This window comes from candidate division WOR-3 bacterium (genome assembly GCA_016926475.1).
Classification (GTDB): domain Bacteria; phylum SDB-A; class SDB-A; order SDB-A; family SDB-A; genus JAFGIG01.
The window spans coordinates 1-26,346 of record JAFGON010000055.1 but is presented as its reverse complement, the minus strand read 5'-3'; the positions used below and the strand labels follow the sequence as shown (position 1 = coordinate 26,346).

The window sequence follows — 26,346 nt, the reverse complement described above, 5'->3', positions numbered from 1 at the left end:
GGATTCTTTGACCACTTCAACAACAGGGACAGGTGCTTCAGGGGAAATTCTTTCAACGCTTCCCCATATATACTCATCGAGCATTATATCGCCTATCGTAAAAACTCTTTTGCCGTTGTATTTTTTTGTTATTTGATTCACTCTGTTAAAATTCATGTTTTGAATTTTATAACACATATCATTTCAGGACAAGTCCATTAAGTCGATAAGTATGGATTTAAGTTATCCTCTGGTATATAATTATGCGTTTCCAACTAAAAAACAAACGGCAGAGGATAGAATTTGGTATTGTTCATCGTATTTTTATTGTTTTCGAATGTTCAGAGTTCCGCCGCGTTGAATGATTGTGCTGCTTCGGCTCTTTATGAAGAAGGTGTCCGCAATTATAATTCGGGAAAATATGAAATTGCAGCAGCGAAATTTTACGCGGCTTTTATGAGGAATCCTTTCGAGAATGAAATCCGATCCGCTCTTAAAAATTCATATTCAAAAATGGGTAAAAAACTAGTGGTTCAATCGAATGTATACATTGTGCCCTTTCGTTCACTATTCGGATGGGCAGGTGTTGTGTTCCTTCTCGCTTCATCTGTTTTATCGACAATCAACATTTTTAAAAGAAAAACCAATTTGACCATGGCCGCGGCTTTGATGTTCACGCTCAGCTTACCCCTTTTTATTACTTGGCAAAAACTGGATAAAATGAACGATGAAAAGAAAATATTCGTTCTTTCGAAAACACCTCTTAGAGAACAGCCCCTTTACGGATCATCATGTTCTGTGGAGCTAGAACCCGGCGACGTCGGAAAATTAACCGGCTCAAGAGGAGCATGGTTGAAAGTGCAGTTTGGACAGGTAAAAGGCTGGATACCTGATGAAAATATCGCTGAGTTAAATTGACAGGAGAAAAATATGAAAACAATCGGAATCAGAAAAGAAAACAAAGGACCTTTTGAGAGAAGAAGCCCAGTTGTGCCCTCTGACGTTGAGAAACTCGTTGGAGCAGGATTTAAGGTTTTGGTGGAAAAATCAGAGGAAAGAATCATTCCCTCGGAACAGTTCTCGGCTTCTGGCGCTGTGATAGTCGATCAATTCGATAAAAAGGACGTAGACGTCGTTCTTGGGATAAAAGAGGTAAAAACTCAATATTTGCTCCAGGGAAAAGTTTATCTATTTTTCTCTCATGTAATTAAAGGGCAGCACTACAACATGGATATGCTCAGGGAAATTCTAAAAAAGCGGATAACACTGATAGATTATGAGACGATAAAAGACGATAAAGGCAGAAGGTTGATTTTTTTCGGCAGATACGCCGGTTTGGCGGGGGCTATAGATACCCTTTGGACATTCGGAAAGAGACTGTCTTCTGAAGGTATAAAAACTCCTTTCGAGAGAGTAAGGAGGGCGTTTGAATACAAAGACCTCTCAGAAGCGATGAAAGAAATAAGTGAAATAGGACATGAAATCAAACAAAAGGGTTTGCCCCAAACTTTGTGCCCTTTGACTGTCTCATTCATTGGTTATGGGAATGTGTCTTCTGGAGCTCAAGAGATTTTTGACCTCTTGCCATTTGAAGACATTAAACCTGAAGATCTATTAAAAATTGAAGATCAAAAGTATCAAAAAAATCTTTTATACAGGGCTGTTTTCAAGGAAAAAGACCTTTACGCGAGAAAAGACGGCAAACAAGATTTTGATCTTGACCAATATTACAAAAACCCGGAATTGTATGATTGTATTTTCGGGAAATACACTCCGTTCATTTCAATTCTCGTCAACGGAAATTATTGGGATGAAAGGTATCCGAGAGTATTCACCTATGAAGACGCGAAAAGGGTTTGGAACTCGGAAAAGAGAAAGATGAAAGTTATCGGAGATATAAGCTGCGACGTAGAAGGGGGAATCCAGGTTACGGTCAAAGCCACGGCTCCTGAAAAACCTGTTTTTGTATATAATCCCAGAGATGGATCGGTTGTAGATGGCTTGGAAGGAGAAGGTATAGCTGTCCTCGCGGTGGATATACTTCCAAGCGAATTGCCACTGGAGTCTTCCCAACATTTCAGCCATACCCTCATGAGATTCATACCTGATATAACCCTAGAGGAATATGACAAGCCTTTTGAATCTTTAAAACTGCCGCCTGAAATAAAAAACGCCATTGTAGCTCATGGCGGAAGACTTACACCAAACTATGAATATCTCAAAAAATATTTGTGACGGTTATCATGGAAACAAAGAAAAGAAAAGAACTCATAGCTGACGCTTCCAAATTAAAACCATTATTCAACATAGGCAAGTCCGGACTTTCGAGGGTTTTTATAGAGGAAATAGATAAAGCGCTGGGCGCGAGGGAGATAATCAAAATTGAAGTCAACAGAAATTCCTTTTTGGAGGCAAAAAATGTCGCTGAAGAATTATCCACGGCGACAGGTTCTGAGATTGTCCTTGTCATAGGAAGAAAAATAATACTCTACAGGGAAAACCAAGAACGAGATGAGTGATTTAAAGAAAATGATATCAAAAAATAGACGGGCTTTTCACGATTACACTATTCTGGATAAAATTGAAGCCGGTATCGTTCTCGAAGGATCGGAAGTGAAGTCTCTCCGCAACGGGGCATGCAGCTTGGGTGAAGGTTACGTGAAGATTATCGACGGTGAAGCATACCTTTCGTCGGTATTGATACCTGTTTACGACAAATCATCCTTTTACCAGCCCGACCCGAAAAGGAATCGTAAATTGCTTTTGAGCAGAAGAGAAATTTTCAAACTGAAAGCGAAGATCGAGCAGCAGGGGTTGACCGCTATCCCCCTGATGATGTATTTCAATTCGAGAAATATTGTCAAAGTCCAAATTGGAGTGGCGAGAGGAAAAAAATTGTACGACAAGAGGGAAGCTGTTAAAAAGGCTGACGTTGAGAGGGATATCAGGAGAAAAAAATGGGAATAGATCCGAGACCCGTTGGCATATTCGATTCTGGTGTCGGGGGGCTTACTGTAGTCCGCGAAGTGAGAAAAATTCTCGGAACTGAGGATATAGTATATTTCGGCGATACAGCGAGAGTTCCTTACGGCAATAAATCAAGAGACACTATCATAAGATTCGCGAAAGAAGACATCGATTTTCTTCTATCCAAAGACGTCAAAATTATCATAGCCGCCTGCAACACAGTTTCGTCTATAGCGATTGACGAGTTGAAACATCAATGTGACGTGACTATTATAGGTGTGCTTGGCCCCGGCGCTAAAGAAGCTATAAAGGTGACGAAAAACAACAGAGTCGGGGTAATCGGAACAAACGCCACCATATCGAGCGGAGCTTATTCTGAACACATAAAGAAATTGAACGAGAAGACAAAAGTGTTCACCCAGGCTTGCCCGTTGTTTGTACCTTTGGTTGAAGAAGGCTGGGAAAACACAGAAATAGCTCTCATGACAGCGAAAATCTACCTTTCGCATCTCGCCGCGAGCGATATCGACACGCTTGTCTTGGGTTGCACTCATTACCCCCTTCTCAAAAACACCATTAAACAAGTTATGGGGCGGAATGTTACTCTGGTCGATTCAGCTCAGGAAGTCTCAAAAGTTTTGGCGGAAACTCTGAGGTCTGAGAATATTTTGAACCGCGCCGAAAAACCCGGAACGGTTGGATACTATCTGAGCGATATTCCTCCGAATTTCATAGGTATTGCAGAGAGATTTTTAGGTGAGAAAATCGACTATCTGGAGAGGATAAATGTGTAAATCAGTTTACGGCATTGTCGATTTTCTTTAAGAGTTCCGGGCTGAGTTCAAAATCTCTAAAAGGTTTTCCGCTTTTTTCTTTTACAAGAGCTCCCGCGATATTCAACGCGGCGATTAAAAACGCTTCTTCCTGAGACATCGGGGGGGTTGGGCTGTTTTGTATTTCATCCAATTCTCTTTTCAACAGCTCTATTGCCTCTTTGATTATTTGGAAATTTTCCGATACTTTAAGGGATATTTTTTTTCCGCCGATGACGGTGTCGATAATATTTTCTTCCATCATAATCCCTGGAGGTTTTCAGCGTTTATTTCATTCAGAAATGGTTTCAAGTTTTGCCAGAACATTGTCTATCACAGAGGAAGTCTTTTTTATTGCTTCTTGGAGCTCTTCATTCTTTTGGGACATAATTTGAATGTCTAAGTTTTTTTCGTCTACAGTTTTTTTTAGGTAATTTACTTCATTCTGGAGCTGGTCTAATTTTGAATTCAAATTTTTTTCATCGAATTCGTTTTCGTCAATTCTAATTTTAAGAGACTCGTTTTCCTTTTTAAGCGTTTCAATCTTCTCTATCATCTGCTCAATTTTTTCCGAGATCAAAGTTAGTTTCTCGCTGTTCATAAAACCTCCGGGTTCAATTACAAAGGAGCAAGACAACTTGTTTCATGGAATGGATTCTATGATTGCCGCCGATGTGTCGATGACAAAAGTTACGAGGTTTTCTCTGAAAACAGGTTTTGAAAAATCAGCGGGTCCTATCTGCATACGAACTATGTCTTTGGGAAGTATTGATTTTCCGTCATATCCAAAATTAACGAGGGTTCTCACTTCGTTCTGAGACTCCCACTGCACCAATCCGAAAATTGGAGCTTTACTGCTTATCCATGCGCTGGCAGGTTTGTCTTCTATCATCAGTTGGCAGTGCAGGGAATAGAATTTTCCCGCAGGCGTGGAAATGAAATCGGTTTCGAACCCGAGCCTTTTAAGATTGGAAGGATCAAATGAGCCGAGAAGAAAATCCGTTCGGCAGTTTTTGCCCAGTGGAACTGCGAGGGCTTCCAATTTGCTCTGAGTTAGATCTACTATTACGAGTTCTTTAGGGGAGCCCTTGAAAAATTCTGGAACAAGCGCTTGCCAAAGGAACGAATCCTCACCTGTATTCACAACCGATTCTATCCAGAAAAGGGAAGTGTCAAATTCGTCTCTGGCTATAACGGTATACCTTATGGTGAATTGTTTCTCACCTTTGTGGACTTCATATTCACTCCACTGCCCTTTCGCCCAATCATTTATGTTGCCTGGTTGCGAAAGAATATCTTCGGTTTCTCCTCTTGAACAAGAATGCGACGCCAAGGCAAAAAACGCTATCAGCGCCGAAATGGAGATATCAAGAAAGAGATTTTTGCGCGATTTTGACCAGATCGCTGAAAGCTTCATTGTCTTTAGCCGCGATTTCGGCAATCATTTTACGGTTTATTTGAATTCCGGCTTTGCTCAACCCGAACATGAATTTAGAGTAAGAAAGACCCTGGTTTTGGCAGGAAGCTGAAATTCTCGTAATCCAGAGCCTTCTGAAATCTCTTTTTTTCTTTTTTCTGTCAGAGTAAGCATTGATGCCTGCTCTCATAACAGCTTGGTTGGCAGATTTGAACCTTGAATGTCTTACTCCGTAAAAACCTTTGGCGAGTTCGAGAATTTTTTTATGTCTCGCCTTTGACGCGGGGTTATTTGTGGCTCGCGGCATTTTTCCTCCTCAAGCGTAAGGTATTAGCATTTTAGTCTTTTCGAGATTGGCTTTGGAGACGAGAGTTGAAGATCTCAATTTTCTCCTTCTTCCCGCTGATTTGCCTGTTTTCAAGTGACCCGTGAAAGACTGCCATCTCTTAATTTTACCGTTCTTTGTCTTTTTAAATCTTTTTGCTGCTGATTTGTTTGTTTTAATTTTTGGCATTTTGTTTGCCCTCCATTTTTTTAGGCGCTATTACCATGCTGATGAAACGGCCTTCCTGAATTGGATTTTGTTCGACGGTACCCAAATCCTCTAGGTCTTCAATGAATTTGTTTAAAACAGCCATTCCCCGTTCAGAGTGAGCCATTTCCCTTCCGTACAAACGGACGATAAATTTTACTTTGTTTTTTTTGTTGGACAGAGGTGAATTACTGCTTTTTCCGTCTTTTCCCTGAGTTAAAAAAGATTTAGCTTTCTCAAGTTTAACTCTGTAATCGTGCTCGTCTATTCCAGGTTTCATTCGGAGTTCTTTGACCTTGATAGTTGTTTGTTTGTGTTGAGCTTCCTTTAACTTTTTTTTCTCGTCGAATTTGAATTTACCGAAGTCGATTATCTTGCACACAGGGGGAGTTGAAGATTCCGAAATCATAACTAAATCGTAACCTCGTTCGGCTGCCATATTCACTGCTGTCTTCACGTCTAATATTCCTATGTATTTCCCGTTTTCATCTACTACCCTGACGCTTGGGCTTTTAATTGAATGATTGACCTGAACGTTTTTATAACCTTTGGGAGAAAACGTGATAATGACCTCCTTATCTGTTGAGTTTCTTTCTTCCTTCGTCTATACGGTTAATACATAATTCTATCAAGGATTCGTAAGACATCAAGCCCATTTCTTTTCCCTGCGATTCCCTAATGGAAATCCGGCTTAACTCCATTTCTTTTCTTCCTAAAACAGCCATCAAAGAAACATGGGCGGTCTCCGCGTCTCTGATTTTGTGGCCTAACTTTTCGTTTCTTTCGTCCACAGAGCATCTGATTCCATTTTCTCGAAGAGATTTGGCAAGATTTTGAGCTGATTCTTGTTGTTCCTGGGTTATGGGGATTATTCTGACTTGCTCTGGAGCAAGCCAGAAAGGAAATCTGCCTGAATAGTGTTCGATCAGGCCGCCGACAAATCTTTCTAGAGATCCCATAATTGCCCTGTGAATCATGATTACGGTTTTGTCTTGTCCGTCTTTATCAATGTAGACGAGGTCGAACCTCTTGGGGAGGTTAAAGTCAAGTTGTATGGTCGAGCCTTGCCATGATCGGCCAATGGCGTCGTAAAGTTTGAAGTCAATTTTCGGTCCGTAAAAAACTGCTTCCCCCGGCATTTCTTTGTATTGAAGATTGTTGTTTTCAAGGGCGGATTTCAAGGAAGATTCAGCCCTTTCCCAACTTTCTTCATCACCGGCGTACTTACCGGCATTTAGAGGGTCCCGGAGGCTGAGCTCTATGGAGTACTTATCGTATCGGAATCTCTCGATCCAGCCGAGAACAAGGTCAAGAACACCTGTTATCTCCTGTTCGATTTGATCCGCGGTGCAGAAGATATGAGCGTCGTCCTGAGTGAATCCTCTGACCCGCAGCATTCCATGCAACACTCCCGATCTCTCTTTTCTGTAGACTGTTCCGAGTTCGGCAATTTTATAAGGCAGTTCTCTGTAACTTTTTTTGTTCCTTTTAAAAATCAGTATGTGTTCAGGACAGTTCATCGGTTTCAAAACAAATTCTTTGTCGTCGAGGAAAAACATATTCTCGCTGTAATAATCCAAATGACCGGATTGCCTCCAGAGGTCTGCTCTGGCGATATGAGGGGTTCTGACGAAACCGTATCCGCGCCTTTTGTGCTCGTTGATCCAGAGGTTTTCGACTTCTTCTCTGATTATACTCCCAGCTTCATGCCAGTATATCAGCCCTTGGCCGCCTTCTTCTTCAATGCTGAAGAGACTCATGTTTTTGCCGATTTTTCTGTGGTCTCTGAGTTTTGCCTGCTCCAATTTTTCCAGGTGTTCCTCGAGGAGTTCTTTTGAGGGAAAAGCGATTGCGTAAACTCTCTGCATCGATGGATTCTTTTCGTCGCCTTTCCAATAGGCGGCGGCAACGCTTAAAACTTTTACATGACCTACTTCACCTGTAGACCTCAAGTGGGGACCCCTGCACATGTCGAAGAATTCCCCCTGAGAGTAGTAGCTGATTGGTTCATCAAATTCCTGGGCGAGTTCAATTTTCAAATCCTGCCCTTGTTTTTTCAGAAGTTCGACCATGTCGTCTTTTGAAACAACGGTCTTTTTTATGGGCAAATCCTCTAAGATTATTTTTTTCATTTCGTCTTCAATTTGGGTCAGGTCTTCGGGTGTGAAAGGTTTTGGAGGTATAAAATCATAATAAAAACCTTCTTCTACAGCCGGACCGACTCCGAGTTTTGTACCCGGGAATAGCCTTAAAACAGCCTGGGCGAGAAGGTGAGCGGAAGAATGCCAAAATACATTTCTGCACCTTTCGTCCGAGAAGGGAAGCGCTTCACATGCATCTTTTATTTGTTCGTCGAGGTCGACGAGCTCATCCCCGCAGAGTACTGTATATGCGTCCTTTTTTAATAATTCGTATGCCCTCATTGGTATCTCCTTGAATTTCCATGAAAATAAACGGACACTTTGGTGGGCGATACAGGACTTGAACCTGTGACCTCTTGCATGTCAAGCAAGCGCTCTGACCAAACTGAGCTAACCGCCCAAAAACACCAGAAGCAAATTCTATTTTTTTTTCCTGTTATTGTCAACATTAAATTGAGAAAAGCCCTGCAGGTTGACAAATATGATTTAATATGGATTACTAAGAAAATAGTTATACACTGCACTGAAGTCAATTATCAGGGAGGCCTCCGGATGAATGCCGTTTTTTCTTTATTTTTTATGCTGACTCTTTCACATCCTGTTTCAGATTGGCTCGAAGAGGACAGTATTTTCTTCGAGAAACCCGATGACAATACTTGGATTGTTCCATATTCTTCGAGTTTAGGAGGAACGATTAATATCGGAATCCTCACTGTAGAAGAAGAATGGGTGTTGGTGATGACCCCTCTTTTTGAGATACCTTCGTCTTATCCTTCCGATGCTTTCAAGCAAGTAACTCTTGCCAACTACCAGATGAACCAGCTTAAACTGGGACTTTCCGAGGAAGGATACCTTTTCCTTCAGGTTGAAATGCCTTATCATACCGTCACGAAGGCTGATCTTTTAAATAACATCGAATTCGTCGCTTATGCCGTGGATCAAAACCTGGCTACAATCGCGTCGTGGTTTGGAATTGAACTTTAATTGAAGGAGGAGTAGTGAGAATCGCGTATTACGCTTTGATTTTTTTATTTTTTACCGTCTCATTGACAGGCGAAGGTTTGGAAGGGGTTTATTCGGTATGGGGAACGAACGGAGAAAATGAATACGAAGGAGAATTGGAGGTAATAGACCATTTCGGAGCTTACGAAGTCAACTGGCTTTTTGGCGGCGAAGAATACTACATTGGCGTGGGAATAAAGAGCGGAGAGTATCTTGCCGTCTCCTACACTGACGAGAGCAACAGTGATTTAGGAGCGGTTCTATACAAAATCGAGGGGGAGAATCTGAAAGGAATCTGGGCGACGCTTTCCGGATTGAGAGGTTTTGAAAACGCCTTTAGAACGCCTGAAGAAAGTCAGAAAACGACTTATGTTATTAACTCGTCAAGTTTTAACCCCGAGGGAGAATACCGTGTTCTCGGGACAAATTCCGACAGTTCAGAATACACTTGCTCTCTGCACATAGAGGAATATGACGACATATTTGCAATATCATGGATTTTCGAAGATTTCAGCTACGATGGAATAGCATTTTCTGACGGCAGTTATTTTGTTTGTTCCTGGACAGACGGGTCCATGAACACAATAGGCGTGTCTCTGATGAGAAGTGTAGATAACGATGTAAAAGGGGTTTGGGCGTTTTACGGCGCTAACGGCTTTGGAACAGAAATCTGGAAAAGAGACTGATTTTTTCGACATAATTTGTCAGGATTTTAAATTTTCTGCTTTTTGACGTCGTCAATAGGCTGTTAAAAGGGAAAAAACAGCTCTTGTATTGACATTTTTTCTAAAAGTGATATAATTGATCTAAAATGTACATTAATGTTTGTGCTTTAATGTATCGAATTTTCGTGACATAATTTAATTCTTTTCAGTGTCGGGGCGACCTCTTAACAAATTAAACGGATAGGCAAGATGAAATCATTCTGGCTCGTCGTGGAATTAGAAAACACTCTGATAAATGAAGACAGAATTTACGCTCATATATACAAAAGAATGTGGGAAAGAGCGAGCGAACTCGGGAAGACAATAACTTTTCCCAGGCTTCTTGCTATGAGGGAAGCTCTTATCAGAGAAAAAAGAAAAGGACCTCCGTTCAACATTCTCGGAACCAGGCTTCTCGGAAAAGACAATTGGACGGTTTTAAAGGGAAGAATAAACAAAGAAGTCAAAAAAAGTTATGATGATCATGTTATATTTTTCGACAATGTTATTCCCCTTCTCAAGGAAATGAAAAATATTAAGAACCTGAAGATAGTATTTGCCGCTTTTCAACCTAAATGCGTCGAGAACATTATCGCCGAGAAAAAGATAAAAAACGTATACAAAGACTTTAAAATTTTCGAAAAAGGTTGGCTTGACAATCCGGGACCTTCCGTTTTGATATCGCATTTCGACAGACAGAAAATTAAACCCGATTCTGTAATAGTCGTAACTTCCAAAACGGGAGACTATATCAGAGGGCTGAGCGACTGGGGTGCAAAAGTTATTTTATACAAACCTAAAGTCACCTACAAAGGATGGAATCCGACGAGTGACGACGCTACTGGAAACGCTTACATAGACAGCATACAGAGGTCAGACAGGATGGAAATCGACGAAGAAAAGAAAGACATGAAAGTGACAGCAATAACAACAGAGTTTTCGGCGATAAAAGAATTGATACGGCGTTTTATCTCTTGAGGTGAATTAATGAAGAAACCCGTTGGTATAATTTTAAACGGAGCTAATGGAAAAATGGGCAGGCTTTTAAAAGACCTGATCGACAAAGACGAGCGTTATAGGATAGTGTCGATCCACGACGCGGGTTCAGAGCTTTCAGACAGCTCCAAGGGAGATGTAGTCGTCGATTTTTCCTCTCCAAAAGGTTTTCAAAAAGCATTGGAAACATGCCTGAAGTTCAAAACCGGTTTTTTTTCAGGCACGACAGGCCTTGACCAGTCTCATAAAGACGCAATTGGCTCAGCGAGCAAATCCATACCGGTTTTTTACTCTCCTAACATGTCTATAGGGGTCAACTTGCTTGTCAAAATAATATCGGAAAACAGCCGGATTTTAAAAAATTACGACGCAGAGATAGTGGAGATTCACCACAAGGCGAAGAAGGATTCACCGAGCGGAACAGCCCTTCTTTTGGCCGAAACGGCTGGAGTGGACATATCGAAAATACACGCTATAAGGGAAGCTGATATACCAGGGGATCATTGGATCTATTTTGCAAGGAGGGGCGAGCTCCTTGAATTCCACCATAGAGCAGTGTCGAGAGAAGTATTCGCGGGGGGGGCTTTGGAAGCCATTTTCTGGTTTTCTGGACAAACCACAGGGTTTTATTCGATGAAGGATTTCCTCTCAACGTCTCTATGAGGATGGAAATCAGAGCTGAACTTCTAAAGATCATATACGAACACTCCGAAAGGGCTTGGGCTGTAGCCAAATTCAGGAATTCAAAAGATTTTATCGCTGCAGGAAATATCCCTTTCCCATTAATTGGAAGGTTTTACAGATTGACAGGAGAATGGACCGTTCATCCCAAGTTTGGCGTCCAATTCAACGTCACTTCATCGTTTCCTGAAGAAGCAGATTCTGTGAGAGGAATACTCGCTTTCCTCTCAAGCGGCAAAATCAAAGGGGTGGGACCGAAGACGGCTCAAAAAATAGTACAGATATTTGGAGAGAAGACGTCGGAGGTTCTAGAAAATCAGCCTTTTCGGCTCAGAGAAGTCAAAGGACTTAAAAAATCCCTCGTCGAATCAATAGCGGAAGAATGGAAAAAAGATTCTAGCCGGAGAAACGCTTTTGTGTATGTCTCCAAATACGGTGTTGGACCCAGGACCGCGGAGAAAATAGTCGAAGAGGTAGGGGCTGAAAATGTCGTGTCAGTCCTGAAGACCAACCCCTGGATTTTGTCTGAAACTGTAGGCGGAATAGGTTTTAAGAGGGCTGACAAAATTGCTCTTGAAATGGGAATAGACATGAATTCTCCGCTTCGGTTGAAGGCTGCGTTGGATTATGTTCTGTCGGAAGCTGTTTCACTGGGTCACACTTGTTATCCCGCCCAAATGCTTGTCAGAGAAGTTTCAAAAATAACCCAGGTAGAAATTTCTGAAATTTCTGTGATTTTCAACGAAATGATCCATAAAAACCTTGTCAGGATCGAAAGCTTTTCAGGGCAAAATTACGCATACCCATTTTCGACTTATAGGGCTGAAAAGACTGTCTGCGGAGAAATTTTGAGGATTATGTCTAAAAATAAAGACTATATGAAAAGCGCAAATGGGGCTGAAAAACCGTCAAATCCTTTGGAAAAAGCGCTTTGGAACATCGGGCTGTCTTCTATAAGCGTCATCACCGGCGGGCCAGGCACGGGAAAGACGACGCTCATAAAAAAAATCGCCCAGTTCTACGACGGGAGGATCGAACTCTGCGCGCCCACAGGACGTGCGGCGAAAAGGCTTGAGGAGATCACCGGCAAAAAAGCCAGAACCATCCATCGTTTTCTTGGGTACAACCCCGCGACCGGAGCTTTTACCTTCAATTCTTTAAAGAGAATTGACGAAACCCTAGTTATAGTGGACGAGAGCTCGATGGTGGATATTTTTCTGGCTTCGAGTTTGCTCGAATCTCTGGGGGAAGAGACAAAAATAGTTTTTGTCGGGGACGCAGATCAACTGCCGCCTGTAGGTCCCGGAATTTTTTTCAGAGACCTTGTCCAGTTCGGTTCTATACCCGCTCTGAAGCTGGAAGAAGTCTTCAGACAAAACTCCGAAAGCGGTATTTTATCCGGAGCCAAAAATATTCTCGAAGGCAAAAAACCGAATTTCAACCCGAAGGATTTCGTATTTGTGAAAAAAGAGGGTGCGTCGGAAATTTCCGATGAGGTATGCAGAATAGCAGGAATAGAGATGAAGAAAAGGTACGGCTGCAGAACACCCGAAGCCGTCCAGGTAATAACACCTGTCAACGGTGGTGAAGTAGGAACTTCGGAGCTTAACAAAAAACTCGCAGAACTTTTCAACCCCGGTAAAACTCGACGGCCATCTCTCGGCGACAAGGTCCTTCAGGTTCAGAACGACTACGACCTTGAAATTTTCAACGGAGACACCGGCATCGTGGTCGAAGAAAAAAAACACTCTCTGACGGTCGATTTTTCATACAAAACTGTTGAGATAGAAAATGAAAAGATAGATAATGTCGTCTTGGGGTACGCAGTCACGGTTCACAAGTCCCAGGGCACGGAATACCCCGCGGTAGTGATAGTCCTATATTCCGGTCATTACGTCATGCTCGCGAGGGATCTTCTCTACACGGCTGTTACGAGAGGAAAAGAAATAGTCATCATTGTCGGCGACACCAAAGCTCTCTACAGAGCTCTTTCGAACGACGTATCTTCAAAGAGGTACTTCTTTTTGAAAGAGAGGCTGGAGATGGAAAAGCGAAAGGAAAGGTAGCTCATGTTATCAATCGTGTTTTTTTTGATTTTGTCTCAAAGCCAATTTTCGACACCGCTACAGTGTGATATCAGCCCCCGCAGAACAGGAGAGAGGATCGAAGACGGCATGTCAATAGATCATTCTCCGCACGATCCCGGTCCCCTGAAACCTCTCCTGCCGGAAAATTACCCTAGTATGATTAGGGATGTAATAGTGCCGACGGATCCCCCGACTCCGCTGGTCAGGATGTGCGCGGAGTGGGAACCCGCTGTGTCGGTTTTGATAAGGTACCCCGTTGGTCTTCCCTGGGATTTGATATCACAGCTTGCTCAAGACCTTCATGTCACTTGCCTTGCGAGCAACGTCTCTTCGGCTCAGTCGGCTTTTGTCAGCCACGGAATCTCTCTTTCCGACGTAAGTTTTGTATCTACTCAGACAGAATCATATTGGACGAGGGACTACGGACCTTGGATGCTTTTCGACGGAACCGACTCCATTGGAATATCCGACCACGTCTACAACAGAAGGTACACCCACGGCAGGATAGACGACGACGAGTCCAACTGGGATCTAGCCCCGGCTCTCGGGATCAACCTGTGGAAGACCTTGTTGGCGCACACAGGCGGGAACATGATGTGCGACGGCCACGGAACGGCAATGTCGAGCAACAACGTGTACTTTGACGACAACCCTTCTCTTTCCGTTGATTCGGTCAACTCATTGATGCTCGCCTACTGGGGAATTCAGACCTATTACACCTTCAGCGATCCTCTCGGAAGTTATATAAACCACATAGACTGCTACGCAAAATTTCTTTCGGAAACTAAAGTGGCAGTTATAACGAATGGTATTGATGATTACAACTTAAACCAACTCGCCGCCCAGATATCTTCTCTGACGAACTGCTACGGAGAGAACTATGAAGTGGTCAGGCTTAACTGCCCTGACGGTATAGAAGCCGCCTACGTCAACAGCCTTATTCTGAACGGAAAAGTCTATGTTCCGTTGACCGGCGTGACGACCTACGACACCGCGGCTCTCAATTTCTACGAGAGGGAGATGCAGGGTTACGACGCAGTAGGTTTTCAATACACAGGGGCTTCCGGTTTTGAACCGACGGACGCGATTCACTGCAGGACTATGGCGATATTCGATCCGGGAATGCTCTACGTCGACCATGACCCCTACATAGACACTGCAGATTCAAGGGTCAGGGCTTTCGTGCATCCATACAGCGGATCAGGTGTAAAAACCGATTCGGTTTTCTTTTTCTGGAAGCTATCTTCTGAAACACAGTTCGTGAATTACGAAGTTATGAATAGAGTGCCGGGTTTTGATGACAGTTTTTTTCTGTATTTGCCGCAGCCCGTGGGTGAGGCTTTTTTGACCATAGATTACTTTATCCAGGCGAGCGACTCTTCGGGAAGGACGCAAAAAGATCCATTCACCGCGCCACTGGGTTACTACACCATAACATACGAGACGTCAAACCGCGTAGAGGAGCAAATCCCGCCGGTGAACACACCGGATGTCCAGTTCAGGTCATCTGTGTCCGAAAGGATTCTCGAAGTTGAATTTTCAATTCCCGAGATGACAAAAGTATCCATCGGAATTTTCGACGTCACAGGAAGAGAAGTTGTTCAGCTTTGCGGGGGATCTTTCTCAGCGGGAACCCATGTTTTCACACGCGACTTAGACGACTTTTCAAGAGTCAACACCCTTTCTGCAGGAAGGTATTTTGTATTTGCGAGAATTGGAAAAAACTCTTTTTCTGAAAAAATCTTTTTTTACCGGTAGATGGAAAGGACTGCAAAGATGAGAAAGACGGTTTTCACGGCGATTTTTCTTTTTGCCCCTACACTATTTTCCCAAACGGATTCGCTTTATGATTATGTGTCCCTAAAAAACAACCTGCTGTCGGGAATTCAGGTTAGGGTGGTCGTACACTATGGAACCTGCACGGTATTAATTGAAGGAGAGCCTATTCAAGAACCGCCGGATGCCATAGGCGGAATGAATATTGATACATTTGAGATCTTCTCGAAGGGAGTTTTCGAAAACGAATACGAATATCTGTCTTTTTCGGGGAATTCGCTTGTTCTTCTCAGAGAAAGACATGTAATCAACTATGTTAAATTCCGGGTATTCGAAAACGATTCGGTGTCTATTCGCGCCCAGTATGTTGACCCTTTAAGTTATGAAGTCCTCATGGACGAAGAATTCTTGACGATGATCCGTGACGAAAAAGGAAATGGCGGAGTGCTTTTTTTCTCCTGCCAATAATGTATAGGAAAGTCCATTTGAACTTGTTTGCAAAATTTAAGAGTATATTAACAATAAATTTATATTTTTGAGGTAAAAGTACTATAAATGATCATGTTGAAGATTTTTTTGAAAACCCTGTACGTCGCTCAAGTTCTGTTGTTGATGGATATGATAGGATGCGGCAGCATGAGAAAAAATGACATTATATGCAATGATCTTTTTTACAGCGGCAATGTTTTCGCGGAAATTGACGCCGAGAAAGCGCATGAATTGTTAATGTTTTACAGCGACAGTATAATCATAATCGATGTCAGACCCTCTGACGAATTTGACCTTTTCAGAATAGAAGGAGCTGTGAACGTCAATTACTATGGAGAAGATTTCCAAGACTCAATAGACGTTTTTCCGAGGGAAGAAATTTACCTCGTGTATTGCAAATACGGAGCCAGGAGTTTTTCTGCAGCCATGAAGATGAAAGATATGGGTTTTGTCAAATTGATCAACCTTTCAGGCGGAATAACGGCTTGGATTGAAATGGGGTACGACTTAAAATGAACGGCGAAAAATCAAAGACCATGGCGTATACCCTGGAGCCGACTCCGGAAAGCCTTGACAAATTCATGCATGACAAAAATCTTCCCTCATACAGGACAGGGCAAATACTCGAATGGTTCTGGAAAAAAAAAGAGACGAATATTTTAAAAATGTCCAACCTGCCAAACGAATTGAGACAAGAACTGAATGAAAAGTTGTACATACCAGAAATAAGAAAATCGAATAAATCTGGCGACAAAACAGTATTGTATATCATGAAATTCAAAGACGGCTTGGAAGCCGAGACTGTCCTCATAGAAGAAAAAAGCCGGAAAACCGTCTGCGTATCGACAGGTGTAGGTTGTCCCTACGGATGCTTGTTCTGTGCTACCGGAGAGATGGGTTTTTTCAGGCAACTCACGCCATACGAGATCGCTGTTCAGGTTTTGCTCGTTTCCCTGCAGCTCGGTGATAAAAACCCCACGAACATAGTTTTGATGGGCATGGGAGAACCTTTTTATGACTACAAGGGCGCAGTTGAGGCATGCGACATTTTAAACGACAAGAAAATGCTGGGGATTGGACAGAGGAAGATAACCATTTCAACCGCGGGTGTTGTCCCAGGCATACTTTATCTAGCTAAAAGCGCCAAGCAATACAAGCTCGCTGTTTCGCTCAACGCTTCGGATGATTCGATGAGAAAAAGACTCATGCCGATAACAAAAAAATGGAACTTGGCAGCTCTCATTGACTCGGTAAAGGAATACATCGAAATAACGAACAAGAAAGTTACTTTTGAATACGTTCTAATCAAAGACATCAACGACAAGCCAAAAGACGCAAAGAAATTGTCAGAGCTGGTCAATGGGGTTATGTGCAAAATAAATTTGATTCCTTACAATCAAGCCGTCGAAAGATTTCAAAGAGCTGAAGAGACATCTCTTTTGAGGTTTCGTGAAATTCTCGAAAAGAACGGCGTGGATGTCACTGTGAGATACAGCCACGGCGGAGACATTGACGCCGCTTGCGGCCAGCTCTTCACGAAGCAAAAAATGAAAAGGGGTGAAAATTGAAAAAAAAGGTTTTTTCGGGGATTCAACCCTCGGGAAATTTGCACATAGGGAATTATTTCGGCGCTTTAAAGCAGTGGATAGGAATTCAGGAGCAATACGACTGCGTTTACGGAATAGTAGATCTTCACGCCATGACCGTCAGGTATGAACCCCAGGAGTTGCCGGAAAGAACCCTCGACGCCGCGATTTCCTATCTTTCCGCGGGGCTTGACCATGAGAAATCTGTTTTGATGGTTCAGTCTCTTGTACCCCAACACACCGAACTAGCCTGGATATTGAACTGTGTGACCCCTCTTTCATGGTGCGAGAGGGTTCCGACTTTCAAGGACAAGGTCGCGCAAAACGCGGACAACATAAACGTGGGTCTTCTGGATTATCCGGTTTTGATGTCGGCTGACATATTGATATACAAGTCAGAATTTGTCCCGGTAGGCAAAGATCAGATTCCCCACCTGGAGCTCTGCAGGGAAATTGCCAGAAAATTTAATTCAACCTTTGGGGGCACTTTCCCAGAACCTCAGCCTATCATGGGAGAAGGAGCCGTGATACTCGGTCTGGACGGAAAATTCAAAATGTCCAAAAGCCTCGGAAACTGCATATACCTGACTGACTCCTTTGAGGAGATATCCAAAAAGTTGTCTACCGCAGTGACCGACACGAGAAGACAGAAAAAAACAGATGCCGGCGTTCCCGAGGAATGCAACATATTTTCCATGCACAAATTGGTGTCTGATCCCGAACAGATCAAATACTGCAGGGAAGGTTGCATGAACGCTACTATAGGCTGTTTTGAATGCAAAAGAATTTTGGCGGAAAACCTGAACAGGGAACTGGAACCTTTCAGGGAAAACAAAAAACGCTGGAGTTCTGAACTGCCGAGGGTCAAAGAGATAATTTTTGAAGGCAGTAAAACGGCTCGAAAAATAGCGTCTAAAACAATCGAAGAAGTCAAGGAGAAGACGGGTTTATGGTCTTTTTAAGGTTTTGCCAGATATCTTTAGAAAACTCCGGAGTGTTTTCGAGAACAGACCCTGTTACGTATATGATTCTCGGTATTCTTTTAATTCTTTCATTTTTCACTGTCTCAATTGCAATTGAGAGGTTTCTTGTATTCAGAAAAGCCAAAAATTTAAACGGCAGTTTCGAAGCGACGTTTTCGAATATTAAGACAAAGGAAATGATGAGGAACTTGACAATCGTAGGAGATCCGTCACCTTTCGCGAGGATTTTCATAGGTCTTCACGCGAGGTTATTTTTCACACCAGCTCCAGATTCTCTAAAACCCTCAAGACCTAAACTCGAAGAAATCAAGATGCTGTCTGAAAAACTAGTCAGGGAGGAGATGCACAGACTTGAAGGAAAGGTCACGTTCTTGGCCACTACTACCACTGTCGCTCCTTTTTTCGGACTTTTGGGGACTGTCTGGGGTATAATGCTTTCGTTTATGGCAATGGGAAAACACAGAACGACGGATATATCCGCGATAGGCCCGGGTGTCGCTGCAGCGCTTGTGACGACAATCGTCGGTTTGTTGGTTGCTATTCCCTCAGTGATGCTCTATAACGGCTTAAACTCCAGATTGAGGGGCATGGTTGTTTCCATGGAAAATTTTTCTGACGAGATAATCGAAAAAGCTCTGGTCTGGGGTCTGATAGATTAGGTGAATTTATGGCAGTTTCAAACGAATTGAAACCTTTGTCGGGGATAAACGTCACAAGCCTTGTCGACGTGACCATGTCGTTGCTGATTATGTTTATGATCACTGTACCTCTGATAAACGAACAGAGGGTTAGGTCATCGGTCGCGGTTCCGGTTTTAAGCGACAGCGCGAAGTCGGAGGTCGTCCCGGAAGACCTTAAGAATTGCGTTATTTCAATAGACAGAGAAGGGAGAATATTTTTCGGAATCTACCAGGGGTCGAACAGCGTTTCGGCCGAGACTTTGAATTCCCCAGAGGATCTCGTCCCGCTTTTGAGAGGATTGGATCCCATGACATCTGTCAGTATTGAAGCGGATTCTGCGGTGTTTTATAAACACGTTCTGGACTGCGTCAGAACGGTGGCAAAATCAGGAATAAACAGTGTCGAACTCGTATACACTTCTAAAATCAGATAATTGGAAAGGGTTTTATCTTTCTTTTTTGATCCATTTAGTCTTTATAATTTCATTTATGCTTGTGCTGTCGAAAATTCAGGATCTTATTCAAAGATCGGAAACAGAAAGGGTGGCTTACAGAGTAAACCTTGTCGCATCGAGAGAAGATTTGCAAAACCACATAGGCAGCGAGGAGGAAACTCCTCCAGAGACGACTGACGAAGATGTCGCGACCACTGTCTTCGAGCAACCAGAGGTGGATGACAATTCTGATCACAACATCCTTCCAAATGCAACCGGCGGTGAAGATCCGGTCTGGGTAAATATACCGGGTTTGGGGCCTGAAGACCCGTATATAAAATCTATTGTGAGAAAAGTGGCGAGGTATTACACAGACCCGCTGGGGTCGGGAACCGGAATAAAAAAAGCTACTATTGTATTTACCATAAACCGAAGCGGCGACATTTCCGGCGCTCAGATTCAAGAGAGCTCGGGCAGTTCTTCATTGGACCTGGCGGCATTGAGAGCTGTCAAAAACTCGTCTCCTTTTCCGCCTTTGCCTGATAAATTCGGAGATTCCGTAGTCGTCCATTTTTATTTCGAACACAGGTGATAGAGGTGATCGCATGGTATTTTTGTTGATGAGCCTTGTAATTTCACAAGGCGATATTTACGTTGGAATTTCAACCTATGGAAAGGAACAGATGGATTTGATCCTGATGCCTTTCTCTTCTTCAGAAGACCTTTCTGAAACTGCTTGTATGCTTGAAAACGTTGTCAAGTCGGATCTTTTGTACAGCCTGTATTTTTCTATTGTACCCTGGGATGAAACCGGTGTTGCCCCGGAGGATTTCATGCCAGCGAACTGGGATAAATTGAAAAGCACCGGAGCTGAAGCCCTCGCAGCGGCAGTCGTTTCGCGTAGTTTCGACGGGATTTCACTAAAAGGGTTCCTGCTCGACATTCAATCGGAAAACATTGTTTTTGAAAAGGATTATAGAGTTAATTCCGAAGGATTAAGAAGCATAGCCCACGAGTTTTCAGACGACATTGTCTGGGCTTTAACAGGAGAAAGAGGAGTTTTTTCGACAAAAATAGCATACTCGAGAAGAGGGGGATCTTCTTCCGGAATAAGAGTATGTGATTACGACGGCTATAACGATCAAAGCATCGTCAGCAACGGATCGGTTAACATAGCACCGACTTGGGATTTTTTTGGAAAAATATTTTTCACCTCGTATTTCAGCGGAAAACCCGAAATTGTGACTATCGAATCCGGGAGGTTGACCTCGTTTGTTTCCCGGGGCGACCTTCAATTCGGAGGTGAATTTTCTCCGGACGGCTCTATGATGGCGTTCGCGATGACTGTCGACGGAAACACAGACATATACATTACGGAAGTTTCATCTGGAATTCTCAGCAGAGTGACCAATTCCCCTTCCATAGAATGCTCGCCGACCTGGTCTCCTTCGGGAAAAGAAATCGCCTTTACGAGCGACATGGCGGGATACCCTCAAATATTCGCATGCGGCGTGGATGGAGTTAACACCAGGCGGATTACGCGGTCGGGGTTTTACAACACATCTCCAGCATGGTCTCCCAGAGGTGACAGGATACTTTTTGTCGGTGAACAAAGCGGTTCTTTTCAAATATTCAGCGTTTCGCCGACAGGTGAAAATCAGAAACAGTTGACAGCTGTTGGAGACAACGAAGATCCTTCATGGTCCCCGGACGGGCTTCATATAGTTTTTTCAAGCGACAGATCCGGGAGCGACAAACTTTACACAATGAATTTTGACGGAACATACTTGAGAGAAATCATTTCATCTCCAGGCAGCGCTATGCCCGCGTGGTCGAAGTGAAAAGGAGGCTCCATGAAAATGATAAGATTCTTTATTTTCTTTGCCGTGTCAATTCTTATGTTGTTTTCCTGCACACCCAAAAACACCGACGGAGATCAAGTCCTTTTGGATACCACAACGGCGGTCTCCGACACTGCAGATATACAAACAGAAGTCCAGAGACCCGAAGATTTGATCGTCCTGGAGACGGTCTATTTCGAATATAATTCCTGGGAGCTGAGTTTTACCGCCAGAGAAGTCATGTCAAAAAACGCCAGAGAGCTTCTGAAGTATCCGTCAGTCGACGTGATACTAGAAGGTCATTGCGACGAAAGGGGGACCAGTGAATACAACCTGGCTCTCGGACAGAAAAGAGCCGACGCTTGCAGGTCATACTTGGTCAACTACGGTATAGCGCCGGAGAGAATTCGTACTGTTTCCTACGGGAAAGAAAGACCAGCGGCTACCGGCACGGGAGAAAGCGTCTGGGTGAAAAACAGAAGAGTGGAATTTAAAACGGCGAGTTAGGTATGGGAAAAAAAATATTTTTACTCTCTGCCATTTTTCTGCAATTGTCTTGCTCCGTAAAAAGGGATTTCGATTATATCAGGGATACGGTGAAAGATATCGACCTGAGACTCGCGAGTGTTGAAGAGAGCGCCGGAATTTTGGACTCTACAACAAACGAGATACATCTCTACCAAAGAGAAAAAGACGCCTACTACCTCCAGAATTTAGAGAATATAAATATGAAAATTGACGCCTTGAGGCAGGCGCTGCAGCTTTCAAGGAGTCAACTGGACGCGTTGACCTATAGGATACAGAATATTTCCGACACAAATCCAGAGGCTTCAGCAGAAGCGTTTGAATTGGCGGCGGTCGATTTCTCAAAAGGCGATTACGACATAGCTGAGATGGCGCTTTTGGATTTTGTTCAAAATTATAGGTCGAGCCCCAAAATTTCGGATGCGCTGTTTCTTCTCGCTGAATCTCAATTCAGCCTCGAAAAATACGAAGAAGCTTTCAACAATTATTCGCTTTTCAGGGTTAATTTTCCCCTAAACCCAACGATGCCTTCAGCTCTGTATAAAAGCGGTCTTTGCAAATTGGCTTCCGGAGATACCGCGGAATCAAGAAGATTTTTTAACGATGTAATTGAAGCGTACCCTGATAGCAGAGAGGCTATGTGGGCAAAAGAAAAGTTGAGGTGATAATGTTTAAAACCCTAAATTTCAGCCAGTCTGAATGGGACAAAAACTACAGAAAGGAAATACACCCGAAGAACATTCTTTCTCGAGAAATTATCAGAGCCATGCCGAAAGTAGATCTTCATCAGCATCTCGACGGATGCTTGAGACCGCAGACGATCATAGATCTGGCAAAGATAGACAAAGTTGAACTCCCTTACAACGACCCTTCGGAATTAAGAGAGTACCTTCAGAGAGGAGCGAGAAGAGGCTCTCTACCTCTTTACCTGGAAGGATTCGCCGTTACGACTTCTGTTTTGCAGACCCATGAAAGCCTGCAAAGGGTTGCGTTTGAAGTGGTTGAAGACAATTTTCGAGACGGAGTGGTTTACAGTGAATTGAGGTTTGCCCCTGTTCTCCATACTTCCAGAGGTCTTTCACAGGATGAAATTATGAAAGCTGTACTGCAGGGTATGGAAGAAGCAGGGAAAAAATTTAACTGTTCATGGGGGCTGATCGTCTGCGCCATGAGAGACAGAAGCGATTCTCTCGAAGAAGCAAAATTGGCAGTCAAATTCAGAGACAAGGGCGTTGTTGGATTTGACCTCGCCGGAGAAGAAGCCGGTTATCCTCCTAAAGACCATTTGGAGGCTTTCAATTATTGCAAGAAGTCCAATTTCAACATCACGGTTCACGCCGGCGAAGCTTTCGGTGTGGATTCGATATGGCAGGCTCTTCAATACTGCGGAGCCCACCGTATTGGTCACGGAACAAAACTGGTCCAGGACATGGAAATAAACCAAGAAGGAGAAGTTGAAAGAATCGGCCAAGTGGCGAGTTATGTTCTCGACCATAGAATACCTTTGGAGGTCTGCCTGTCTTCTAACGTACAGACAAAAGCGGCTGAGTCCTTCGAGAAACACCCTTTCATTATATTCAACAAGATGCAGTACAGAGTTTTTCTCAACACAGACAACACTCTTATGAGCGAGACGTCGATGACGAATGAGTTTGTCAAGGCTGTAGAACACTATAATTTGACGATGAGAGATTTGGAAAAACTGATTATAAACGCCATGAAGTCGGCATTTCTTCCATACCGGCAGAGAAACCACATCATATACAAAATCATCAAGCCCGGCTTTTCCGAGATAAGAAAATCTATTCTGGAAAACTAAAAAGGAGAAAGTATTGACTGAATTTATGAAAAAAGCGTATTTTGGCAATACCGTTCTCTCTTACCTTATATGCGCCTTGATAATTGCAGGTGTGTATTTTCTTTTGATGTCAGTGTCAAAAATTTTTCTGAGAAAGAAAAGCTTTTTGAACGCTACCCTTATAAAGCACTTGTTTCCCGGAATGTACCTTTTGACTTTTTACGTTGCTGTTCAATTTTTGACTTTTTCTAACAATTGGAAAAACTTCATAGATAAAACTATAGTTGTGACTGCAATTTTCCTGGTCTCGAGATTCACAGTCCATTCAATTTCGTATTTAATTCACAAACGACTTTCCCCTGAAAGTTCGACAAAAACAGCTCTAATGAATTTTCTTCCTCTGATTAAAACCGTCGTGTGGCTTACGAGCGGTCTCATACTCTTGGACAATTTTGGGTTCGACATTAACACAATCCTCGCAGGTCTCGGCATAGGAGGCGTCGCGGTTGCTTTAGCGTCTCAAGCGGTTTTGAAAGATCTGTTCAATTATTTCGTGATTATAATGGACAGGCCTTTTGTAGTCGGAAACTTCATCGCGATAGGCGATACGACAGGAACGGTGGATCACATTGGAATAAAGAGCACCCGCCTGACAAGCTTAAGCGGAGAAAAAATTGTTTTTTCAAACACGTTCTTGGTAGAGTCGGTTTTGAAGAATTATTCGGAAATGAAGAGAAGGAGGGTTGTCTTCCACGTTTCCGTAAAGTATGAAACTTCGATTGAAAAACTGAAAGAAATGCCTCGGATCATCGAAAAGGCAATATCAGAGACGAAAGGAGCAGTCTATGACAAGGCGCATTTCAGTTCTTTTGCAGACTCGTCTCTGGTGTTTGAAGCCGTTTACTTCGTCGAAGGGAATGATTATCTGGAATACATGAACATCCAGCAAAACATAAATTCCAAACTGCTCGAGGTCATGACTTCGTCTGGAATAGATTTTGCTTATCCCACAAATACGGTACACATTGAAAAGAACGGGAGAGAGGTATAAAAGTGGATTCTTTTGAAATAATGGGTCCTTCAAAAATTGAAGGAATTTTCAAACCAAAGGGCAACAAGAACGCTGCTTTGCCGATGATAGCGGCCGCTTGCCTCACCGAAGAGGACGTCACTCTTGAAAATGTGCCGAAGATTCAGGATGTTGTCAATATGATCGAGATTATAAAAAGCGCGGGTGGCAGATGCGAATGGAAAGGAGAAAACACTCTTGTTGTCAACTCTTCTTCGATAGATAATTTCGACCTCGATTCAGAACTCTGTTCCAAAATCAGGGCATCAATACTGTTTGCCGGACCTCTTTTGGCGAAAAATGGATACGTGTCATTTAGCCCTCCAGGAGGCGATGTCATTGGCAGAAGAAGACTTGACACTCATTTCGCAGCGTTTGAATCGATGGGTGTCAAAGTCGAATGGAAGGACTGCAGGTATACTCTAAGATCGGGGAAAAGTCTCATGGGGGGCGATATTTTTCTCGAAGAACCAAGCGTCACCGGCACCGAAAACATATTGATGGCGGCTGCACTTGCCAAGGGAAGAACAGTGATAAAAAATGCCGCTTGCGAGCCACACATTCATGACCTCTGCAGAATGCTTGAGAGCATGGGAACAAAAGTGAAGGGCAAGGGGACAAATCGAATAGAAGTGACTGGAGCAAGCGCTCTTGGAGGAGTTGATGCGAAAATAAGTCAAGATAACATCGAGATAGGCAGCGTGATCGCTCTTTCCGCCCTGACAGGCGGCAGACTTGAAATTAGGGGAGTCATAAAAGAAGACTTGGAACCGATTCTTTTAAATTTCAGAAAACTCGGCATAGATACATCTCTTCGCGAAGATGTTTTGATTGTGCCGGAAAACCAGCATCTTGTCGTCAAAACGGATTTTGGAGGCGCGATACCCACTATTTCGGACGGACCATGGCCGAGTTTTCCCGCTGATTTGACGAGCATAGCGGTAGTAGCCGCGACTGGTTCATCGGGTACGGTTCTGATTTTTGAAAAAATGTTTGAGAGCAGGATGTTTTTCGTGGATAAACTCGTTTCCATGGGAGCCAGAATTATTCTCTGCGATCCCCACAGGGCAGTAGTAAGCGGTCCGACAAAACTGAGAGCTCAGCATATGTCAAGCCCTGATATCAGGGCGGGTATGGCTCTTTTGATAGCTGCGTCTATCGCTGAAGGGAAAAGCGTAATCAACAACGCAAGCCAGATAGACAGAGGTTACGAGAAAATCGACGAAAGGCTTTTTGATCTGGGTTTGTCTATTAAAAGAATTTAAGAAAAGGCGGCGCGGTTGCGCCGCTGGATTTGTTACTTCGATTCAAAAGTTCCGTGGTACCATTCGTAACCGTTTATGTAGACATAAACGTCGTATGTCCCCGTGTAATCGACGTCGAATTCCCATTTCTGAATTTTATAATCATCTGAGGAATCGAAGTAGAAGACATCTGACCAAATATCGTCGCCGTTGGCATCGTTCACTCTGAACTGAATATTCCAGTCTCCACCGGAAACTTCATCCCAACTGAAGACGAGCGAAGCCAATGTTTCATAAACATAACCGCCGTCTTTGTCATTTTCGAGAAGCCAATCGTCATCGGCTTCAACGTCGTCAATGCCGCCTTCGACCACAAAAAGAGCCGCCCAGTCAAAAGTCATTTCGTTTGTCGAGGATGGCTTAGCCCATGCATATGAGAAAACCGTCGCACCGAGAATGACGAGCATCAGTATCTTTTTCATCTGTCCTCCTTGCTTTTAAAAAGATTCTATTAGTTCTACAGTTTAAAATCAAACCTTATTTTGCTAACTAGTTATAATCAAAAATCGTGCCGTCATTTATCATTATTTTGGATGTCACGTC

At 43.2% G+C, this 26,346-nt stretch carries 32 protein-coding genes and 1 tRNA gene; 24 read left to right on the top strand and 9 right to left on the bottom strand.

Annotated features, from left to right (window positions below; translation table 11 throughout):
• Positions 1-336: 336 nt before the first annotated feature.
• The 5 genes from JXA84_05520 to JXA84_05500 are packed head-to-tail and all read left to right on the top strand — an operon-like array spanning position 337 to position 3,740.
• Positions 337-897 (top strand): hypothetical protein, encoded by a 561-nt coding sequence (locus JXA84_05520; GenBank protein ID MBN1150663.1) that lies wholly within the window; start codon positions 337-339, stop codon positions 895-897.
• A gap of 12 nt (positions 898-909) precedes the next feature.
• Positions 910-2,214, top strand: a complete 1,305-nt coding sequence (locus tag JXA84_05515) for a hypothetical protein (GenBank protein ID MBN1150662.1) — start codon at positions 910-912, stop codon at positions 2,212-2,214.
• An 8-nt stretch (positions 2,215-2,222) separates the two neighbouring features.
• A complete protein-coding gene (locus JXA84_05510; GenBank protein ID MBN1150661.1) occupies positions 2,223-2,498 on the top strand; it encodes a YhbY family RNA-binding protein in 276 nt (91 codons plus the stop codon).
• Complete coding sequence (gene smpB, locus JXA84_05505; protein ID MBN1150660.1) at positions 2,491-2,946, top strand: SsrA-binding protein SmpB; 456 nt, start codon at positions 2,491-2,493, stop codon at positions 2,944-2,946. Before JXA84_05510 ends, smpB begins: the two co-directional genes overlap by 8 nt.
• A complete protein-coding gene (locus JXA84_05500; GenBank protein ID MBN1150659.1) occupies positions 2,943-3,740 on the top strand; it encodes a glutamate racemase in 798 nt (265 codons plus the stop codon). Before smpB ends, JXA84_05500 begins: the two co-directional genes overlap by 4 nt.
• Before the next feature lies 1 nt (position 3,741).
• Here JXA84_05500 and zapA read toward each other — a convergent pair whose 3' ends face one another.
• From zapA to JXA84_05460, 8 genes are all read right to left on the bottom strand, one after another.
• Positions 3,742-4,020: a cell division protein ZapA gene (zapA, locus tag JXA84_05495; GenBank protein ID MBN1150658.1), complete on the bottom strand. Its 279-nt coding sequence runs from the start codon at positions 4,018-4,020 to the stop codon at positions 3,742-3,744.
• 30 nt (positions 4,021-4,050) lie between these two features.
• Positions 4,051-4,359, bottom strand: a complete 309-nt coding sequence (locus JXA84_05490) for a hypothetical protein (GenBank protein ID MBN1150657.1) — start codon at positions 4,357-4,359, stop codon at positions 4,051-4,053.
• A gap of 42 nt (positions 4,360-4,401) precedes the next feature.
• Positions 4,402-5,091, bottom strand: coding sequence for a hypothetical protein (locus JXA84_05485; GenBank protein ID MBN1150656.1), 690 nt, complete (start codon positions 5,089-5,091; stop codon positions 4,402-4,404).
• Positions 5,092-5,125: 34 nt separating this feature from the next.
• On the bottom strand, positions 5,126-5,482 hold the full coding sequence (gene rplT / locus JXA84_05480; protein MBN1150655.1) for a 50S ribosomal protein L20: 357 nt from the start codon (positions 5,480-5,482) through the stop codon (positions 5,126-5,128).
• A gap of 9 nt (positions 5,483-5,491) precedes the next feature.
• Positions 5,492-5,689, bottom strand: a complete 198-nt coding sequence (gene rpmI, locus JXA84_05475) for a 50S ribosomal protein L35 (protein MBN1150654.1) — start codon at positions 5,687-5,689, stop codon at positions 5,492-5,494.
• Positions 5,676-6,272 carry a translation initiation factor IF-3 gene (gene infC / locus JXA84_05470; GenBank protein ID MBN1150653.1) on the bottom strand — a complete coding sequence of 199 codons (597 nt, stop codon included), beginning with the start codon at positions 6,270-6,272 and terminating at the stop codon, positions 5,676-5,678. Before infC ends, rpmI begins: the two co-directional genes overlap by 14 nt.
• 10 nt (positions 6,273-6,282) lie before the next feature.
• Positions 6,283-8,130 (bottom strand): threonine--tRNA ligase, encoded by a 1,848-nt coding sequence (gene thrS, locus JXA84_05465; GenBank protein ID MBN1150652.1) that lies wholly within the window; start codon positions 8,128-8,130, stop codon positions 6,283-6,285.
• A gap of 40 nt (positions 8,131-8,170) precedes the next feature.
• Positions 8,171-8,248: transfer RNA gene (locus JXA84_05460), tRNA-Val, on the bottom strand.
• Between the two features lie 152 nt (positions 8,249-8,400).
• On the opposite strand from JXA84_05460, the gene JXA84_05455 reads away from it, so the two are divergent.
• The 19 genes from JXA84_05455 to murA all read left to right on the top strand — a co-directional run bounded on the left by JXA84_05455 (position 8,401) and on the right by murA (position 25,764).
• A complete protein-coding gene (locus tag JXA84_05455) occupies positions 8,401-8,832 on the top strand; it encodes a hypothetical protein (protein MBN1150651.1) in 432 nt (143 codons plus the stop codon).
• Positions 8,833-8,846: 14 nt separating this feature from the next.
• The gene (locus JXA84_05450) at positions 8,847-9,536 is read left to right on the top strand and encodes a hypothetical protein (GenBank protein ID MBN1150650.1); all 690 of its coding nucleotides are present in this window, start codon (positions 8,847-8,849) and stop codon (positions 9,534-9,536) included.
• Positions 9,537-9,764: 228 nt separating this feature from the next.
• Complete coding sequence (locus tag JXA84_05445; protein MBN1150649.1) at positions 9,765-10,532, top strand: hypothetical protein; 768 nt, start codon at positions 9,765-9,767, stop codon at positions 10,530-10,532.
• Positions 10,533-10,541: 9 nt separating this feature from the next.
• Entirely contained in the window at positions 10,542-11,213 is a 672-nt protein-coding gene (locus JXA84_05440) for a 4-hydroxy-tetrahydrodipicolinate reductase (protein ID MBN1150648.1), read from the top strand.
• Positions 11,210-13,297, top strand: coding sequence for an ATP-dependent RecD-like DNA helicase (locus JXA84_05435; GenBank protein MBN1150647.1), 2,088 nt, complete (start codon positions 11,210-11,212; stop codon positions 13,295-13,297). Before JXA84_05440 ends, JXA84_05435 begins: the two co-directional genes overlap by 4 nt.
• 15 nt (positions 13,298-13,312) lie before the next feature.
• On the top strand, positions 13,313-15,076 hold the full coding sequence (locus tag JXA84_05430; GenBank protein ID MBN1150646.1) for an agmatine deiminase family protein: 1,764 nt from the start codon (positions 13,313-13,315) through the stop codon (positions 15,074-15,076).
• The gene (locus JXA84_05425; protein MBN1150645.1) at positions 15,077-15,562 is read left to right on the top strand and encodes a hypothetical protein; all 486 of its coding nucleotides are present in this window, start codon (positions 15,077-15,079) and stop codon (positions 15,560-15,562) included.
• Positions 15,563-15,655: 93 nt separating this feature from the next.
• Complete coding sequence (locus tag JXA84_05420) at positions 15,656-16,099, top strand: rhodanese-like domain-containing protein (protein MBN1150644.1); 444 nt, start codon at positions 15,656-15,658, stop codon at positions 16,097-16,099.
• The gene (gene rlmN, locus JXA84_05415; GenBank protein MBN1150643.1) at positions 16,096-17,151 is read left to right on the top strand and encodes a 23S rRNA (adenine(2503)-C(2))-methyltransferase RlmN; all 1,056 of its coding nucleotides are present in this window, start codon (positions 16,096-16,098) and stop codon (positions 17,149-17,151) included. Before JXA84_05420 ends, rlmN begins: the two co-directional genes overlap by 4 nt.
• On the top strand, positions 17,148-18,131 hold the full coding sequence (gene trpS / locus JXA84_05410) for a tryptophan--tRNA ligase (GenBank protein MBN1150642.1): 984 nt from the start codon (positions 17,148-17,150) through the stop codon (positions 18,129-18,131). The genes rlmN and trpS overlap by 4 nt, the downstream gene beginning before the upstream one ends.
• Entirely contained in the window at positions 18,119-18,811 is a 693-nt protein-coding gene (locus JXA84_05405) for a MotA/TolQ/ExbB proton channel family protein (protein ID MBN1150641.1), read from the top strand. The genes trpS and JXA84_05405 overlap by 13 nt, the downstream gene beginning before the upstream one ends.
• Before the next feature lie 8 nt (positions 18,812-18,819).
• Positions 18,820-19,266 (top strand): biopolymer transporter ExbD, encoded by a 447-nt coding sequence (locus tag JXA84_05400; GenBank protein MBN1150640.1) that lies wholly within the window; start codon positions 18,820-18,822, stop codon positions 19,264-19,266.
• Between the two features lie 55 nt (positions 19,267-19,321).
• Positions 19,322-19,858 (top strand): TonB C-terminal domain-containing protein, encoded by a 537-nt coding sequence (locus JXA84_05395; protein MBN1150639.1) that lies wholly within the window; start codon positions 19,322-19,324, stop codon positions 19,856-19,858.
• Positions 19,859-19,871: 13 nt separating this feature from the next.
• Entirely contained in the window at positions 19,872-21,107 is a 1,236-nt protein-coding gene (locus JXA84_05390) for a PD40 domain-containing protein (GenBank protein ID MBN1150638.1), read from the top strand.
• A gap of 12 nt (positions 21,108-21,119) precedes the next feature.
• Complete coding sequence (gene pal / locus JXA84_05385; GenBank protein MBN1150637.1) at positions 21,120-21,614, top strand: peptidoglycan-associated lipoprotein Pal; 495 nt, start codon at positions 21,120-21,122, stop codon at positions 21,612-21,614.
• Positions 21,615-21,616: 2 nt separating this feature from the next.
• A complete protein-coding gene (locus tag JXA84_05380; protein ID MBN1150636.1) occupies positions 21,617-22,297 on the top strand; it encodes a tetratricopeptide repeat protein in 681 nt (226 codons plus the stop codon).
• 2 nt (positions 22,298-22,299) lie between these two features.
• The gene (locus tag JXA84_05375; GenBank protein MBN1150635.1) at positions 22,300-23,451 is read left to right on the top strand and encodes an adenosine deaminase; all 1,152 of its coding nucleotides are present in this window, start codon (positions 22,300-22,302) and stop codon (positions 23,449-23,451) included.
• Positions 23,452-23,464: 13 nt separating this feature from the next.
• Positions 23,465-24,481: a mechanosensitive ion channel family protein gene (locus tag JXA84_05370; protein ID MBN1150634.1), complete on the top strand. Its 1,017-nt coding sequence runs from the start codon at positions 23,465-23,467 to the stop codon at positions 24,479-24,481.
• A gap of 20 nt (positions 24,482-24,501) precedes the next feature.
• Positions 24,502-25,764, top strand: a complete 1,263-nt coding sequence (gene murA, locus JXA84_05365; GenBank protein MBN1150633.1) for a UDP-N-acetylglucosamine 1-carboxyvinyltransferase — start codon at positions 24,502-24,504, stop codon at positions 25,762-25,764.
• A gap of 32 nt (positions 25,765-25,796) precedes the next feature.
• Here murA and JXA84_05360 read toward each other — a convergent pair whose 3' ends face one another.
• Positions 25,797-26,225 carry a hypothetical protein gene (locus JXA84_05360; GenBank protein MBN1150632.1) on the bottom strand — a complete coding sequence of 143 codons (429 nt, stop codon included), beginning with the start codon at positions 26,223-26,225 and terminating at the stop codon, positions 25,797-25,799.
• Between the last annotated feature and the right edge of the window lie 121 nt (positions 26,226-26,346).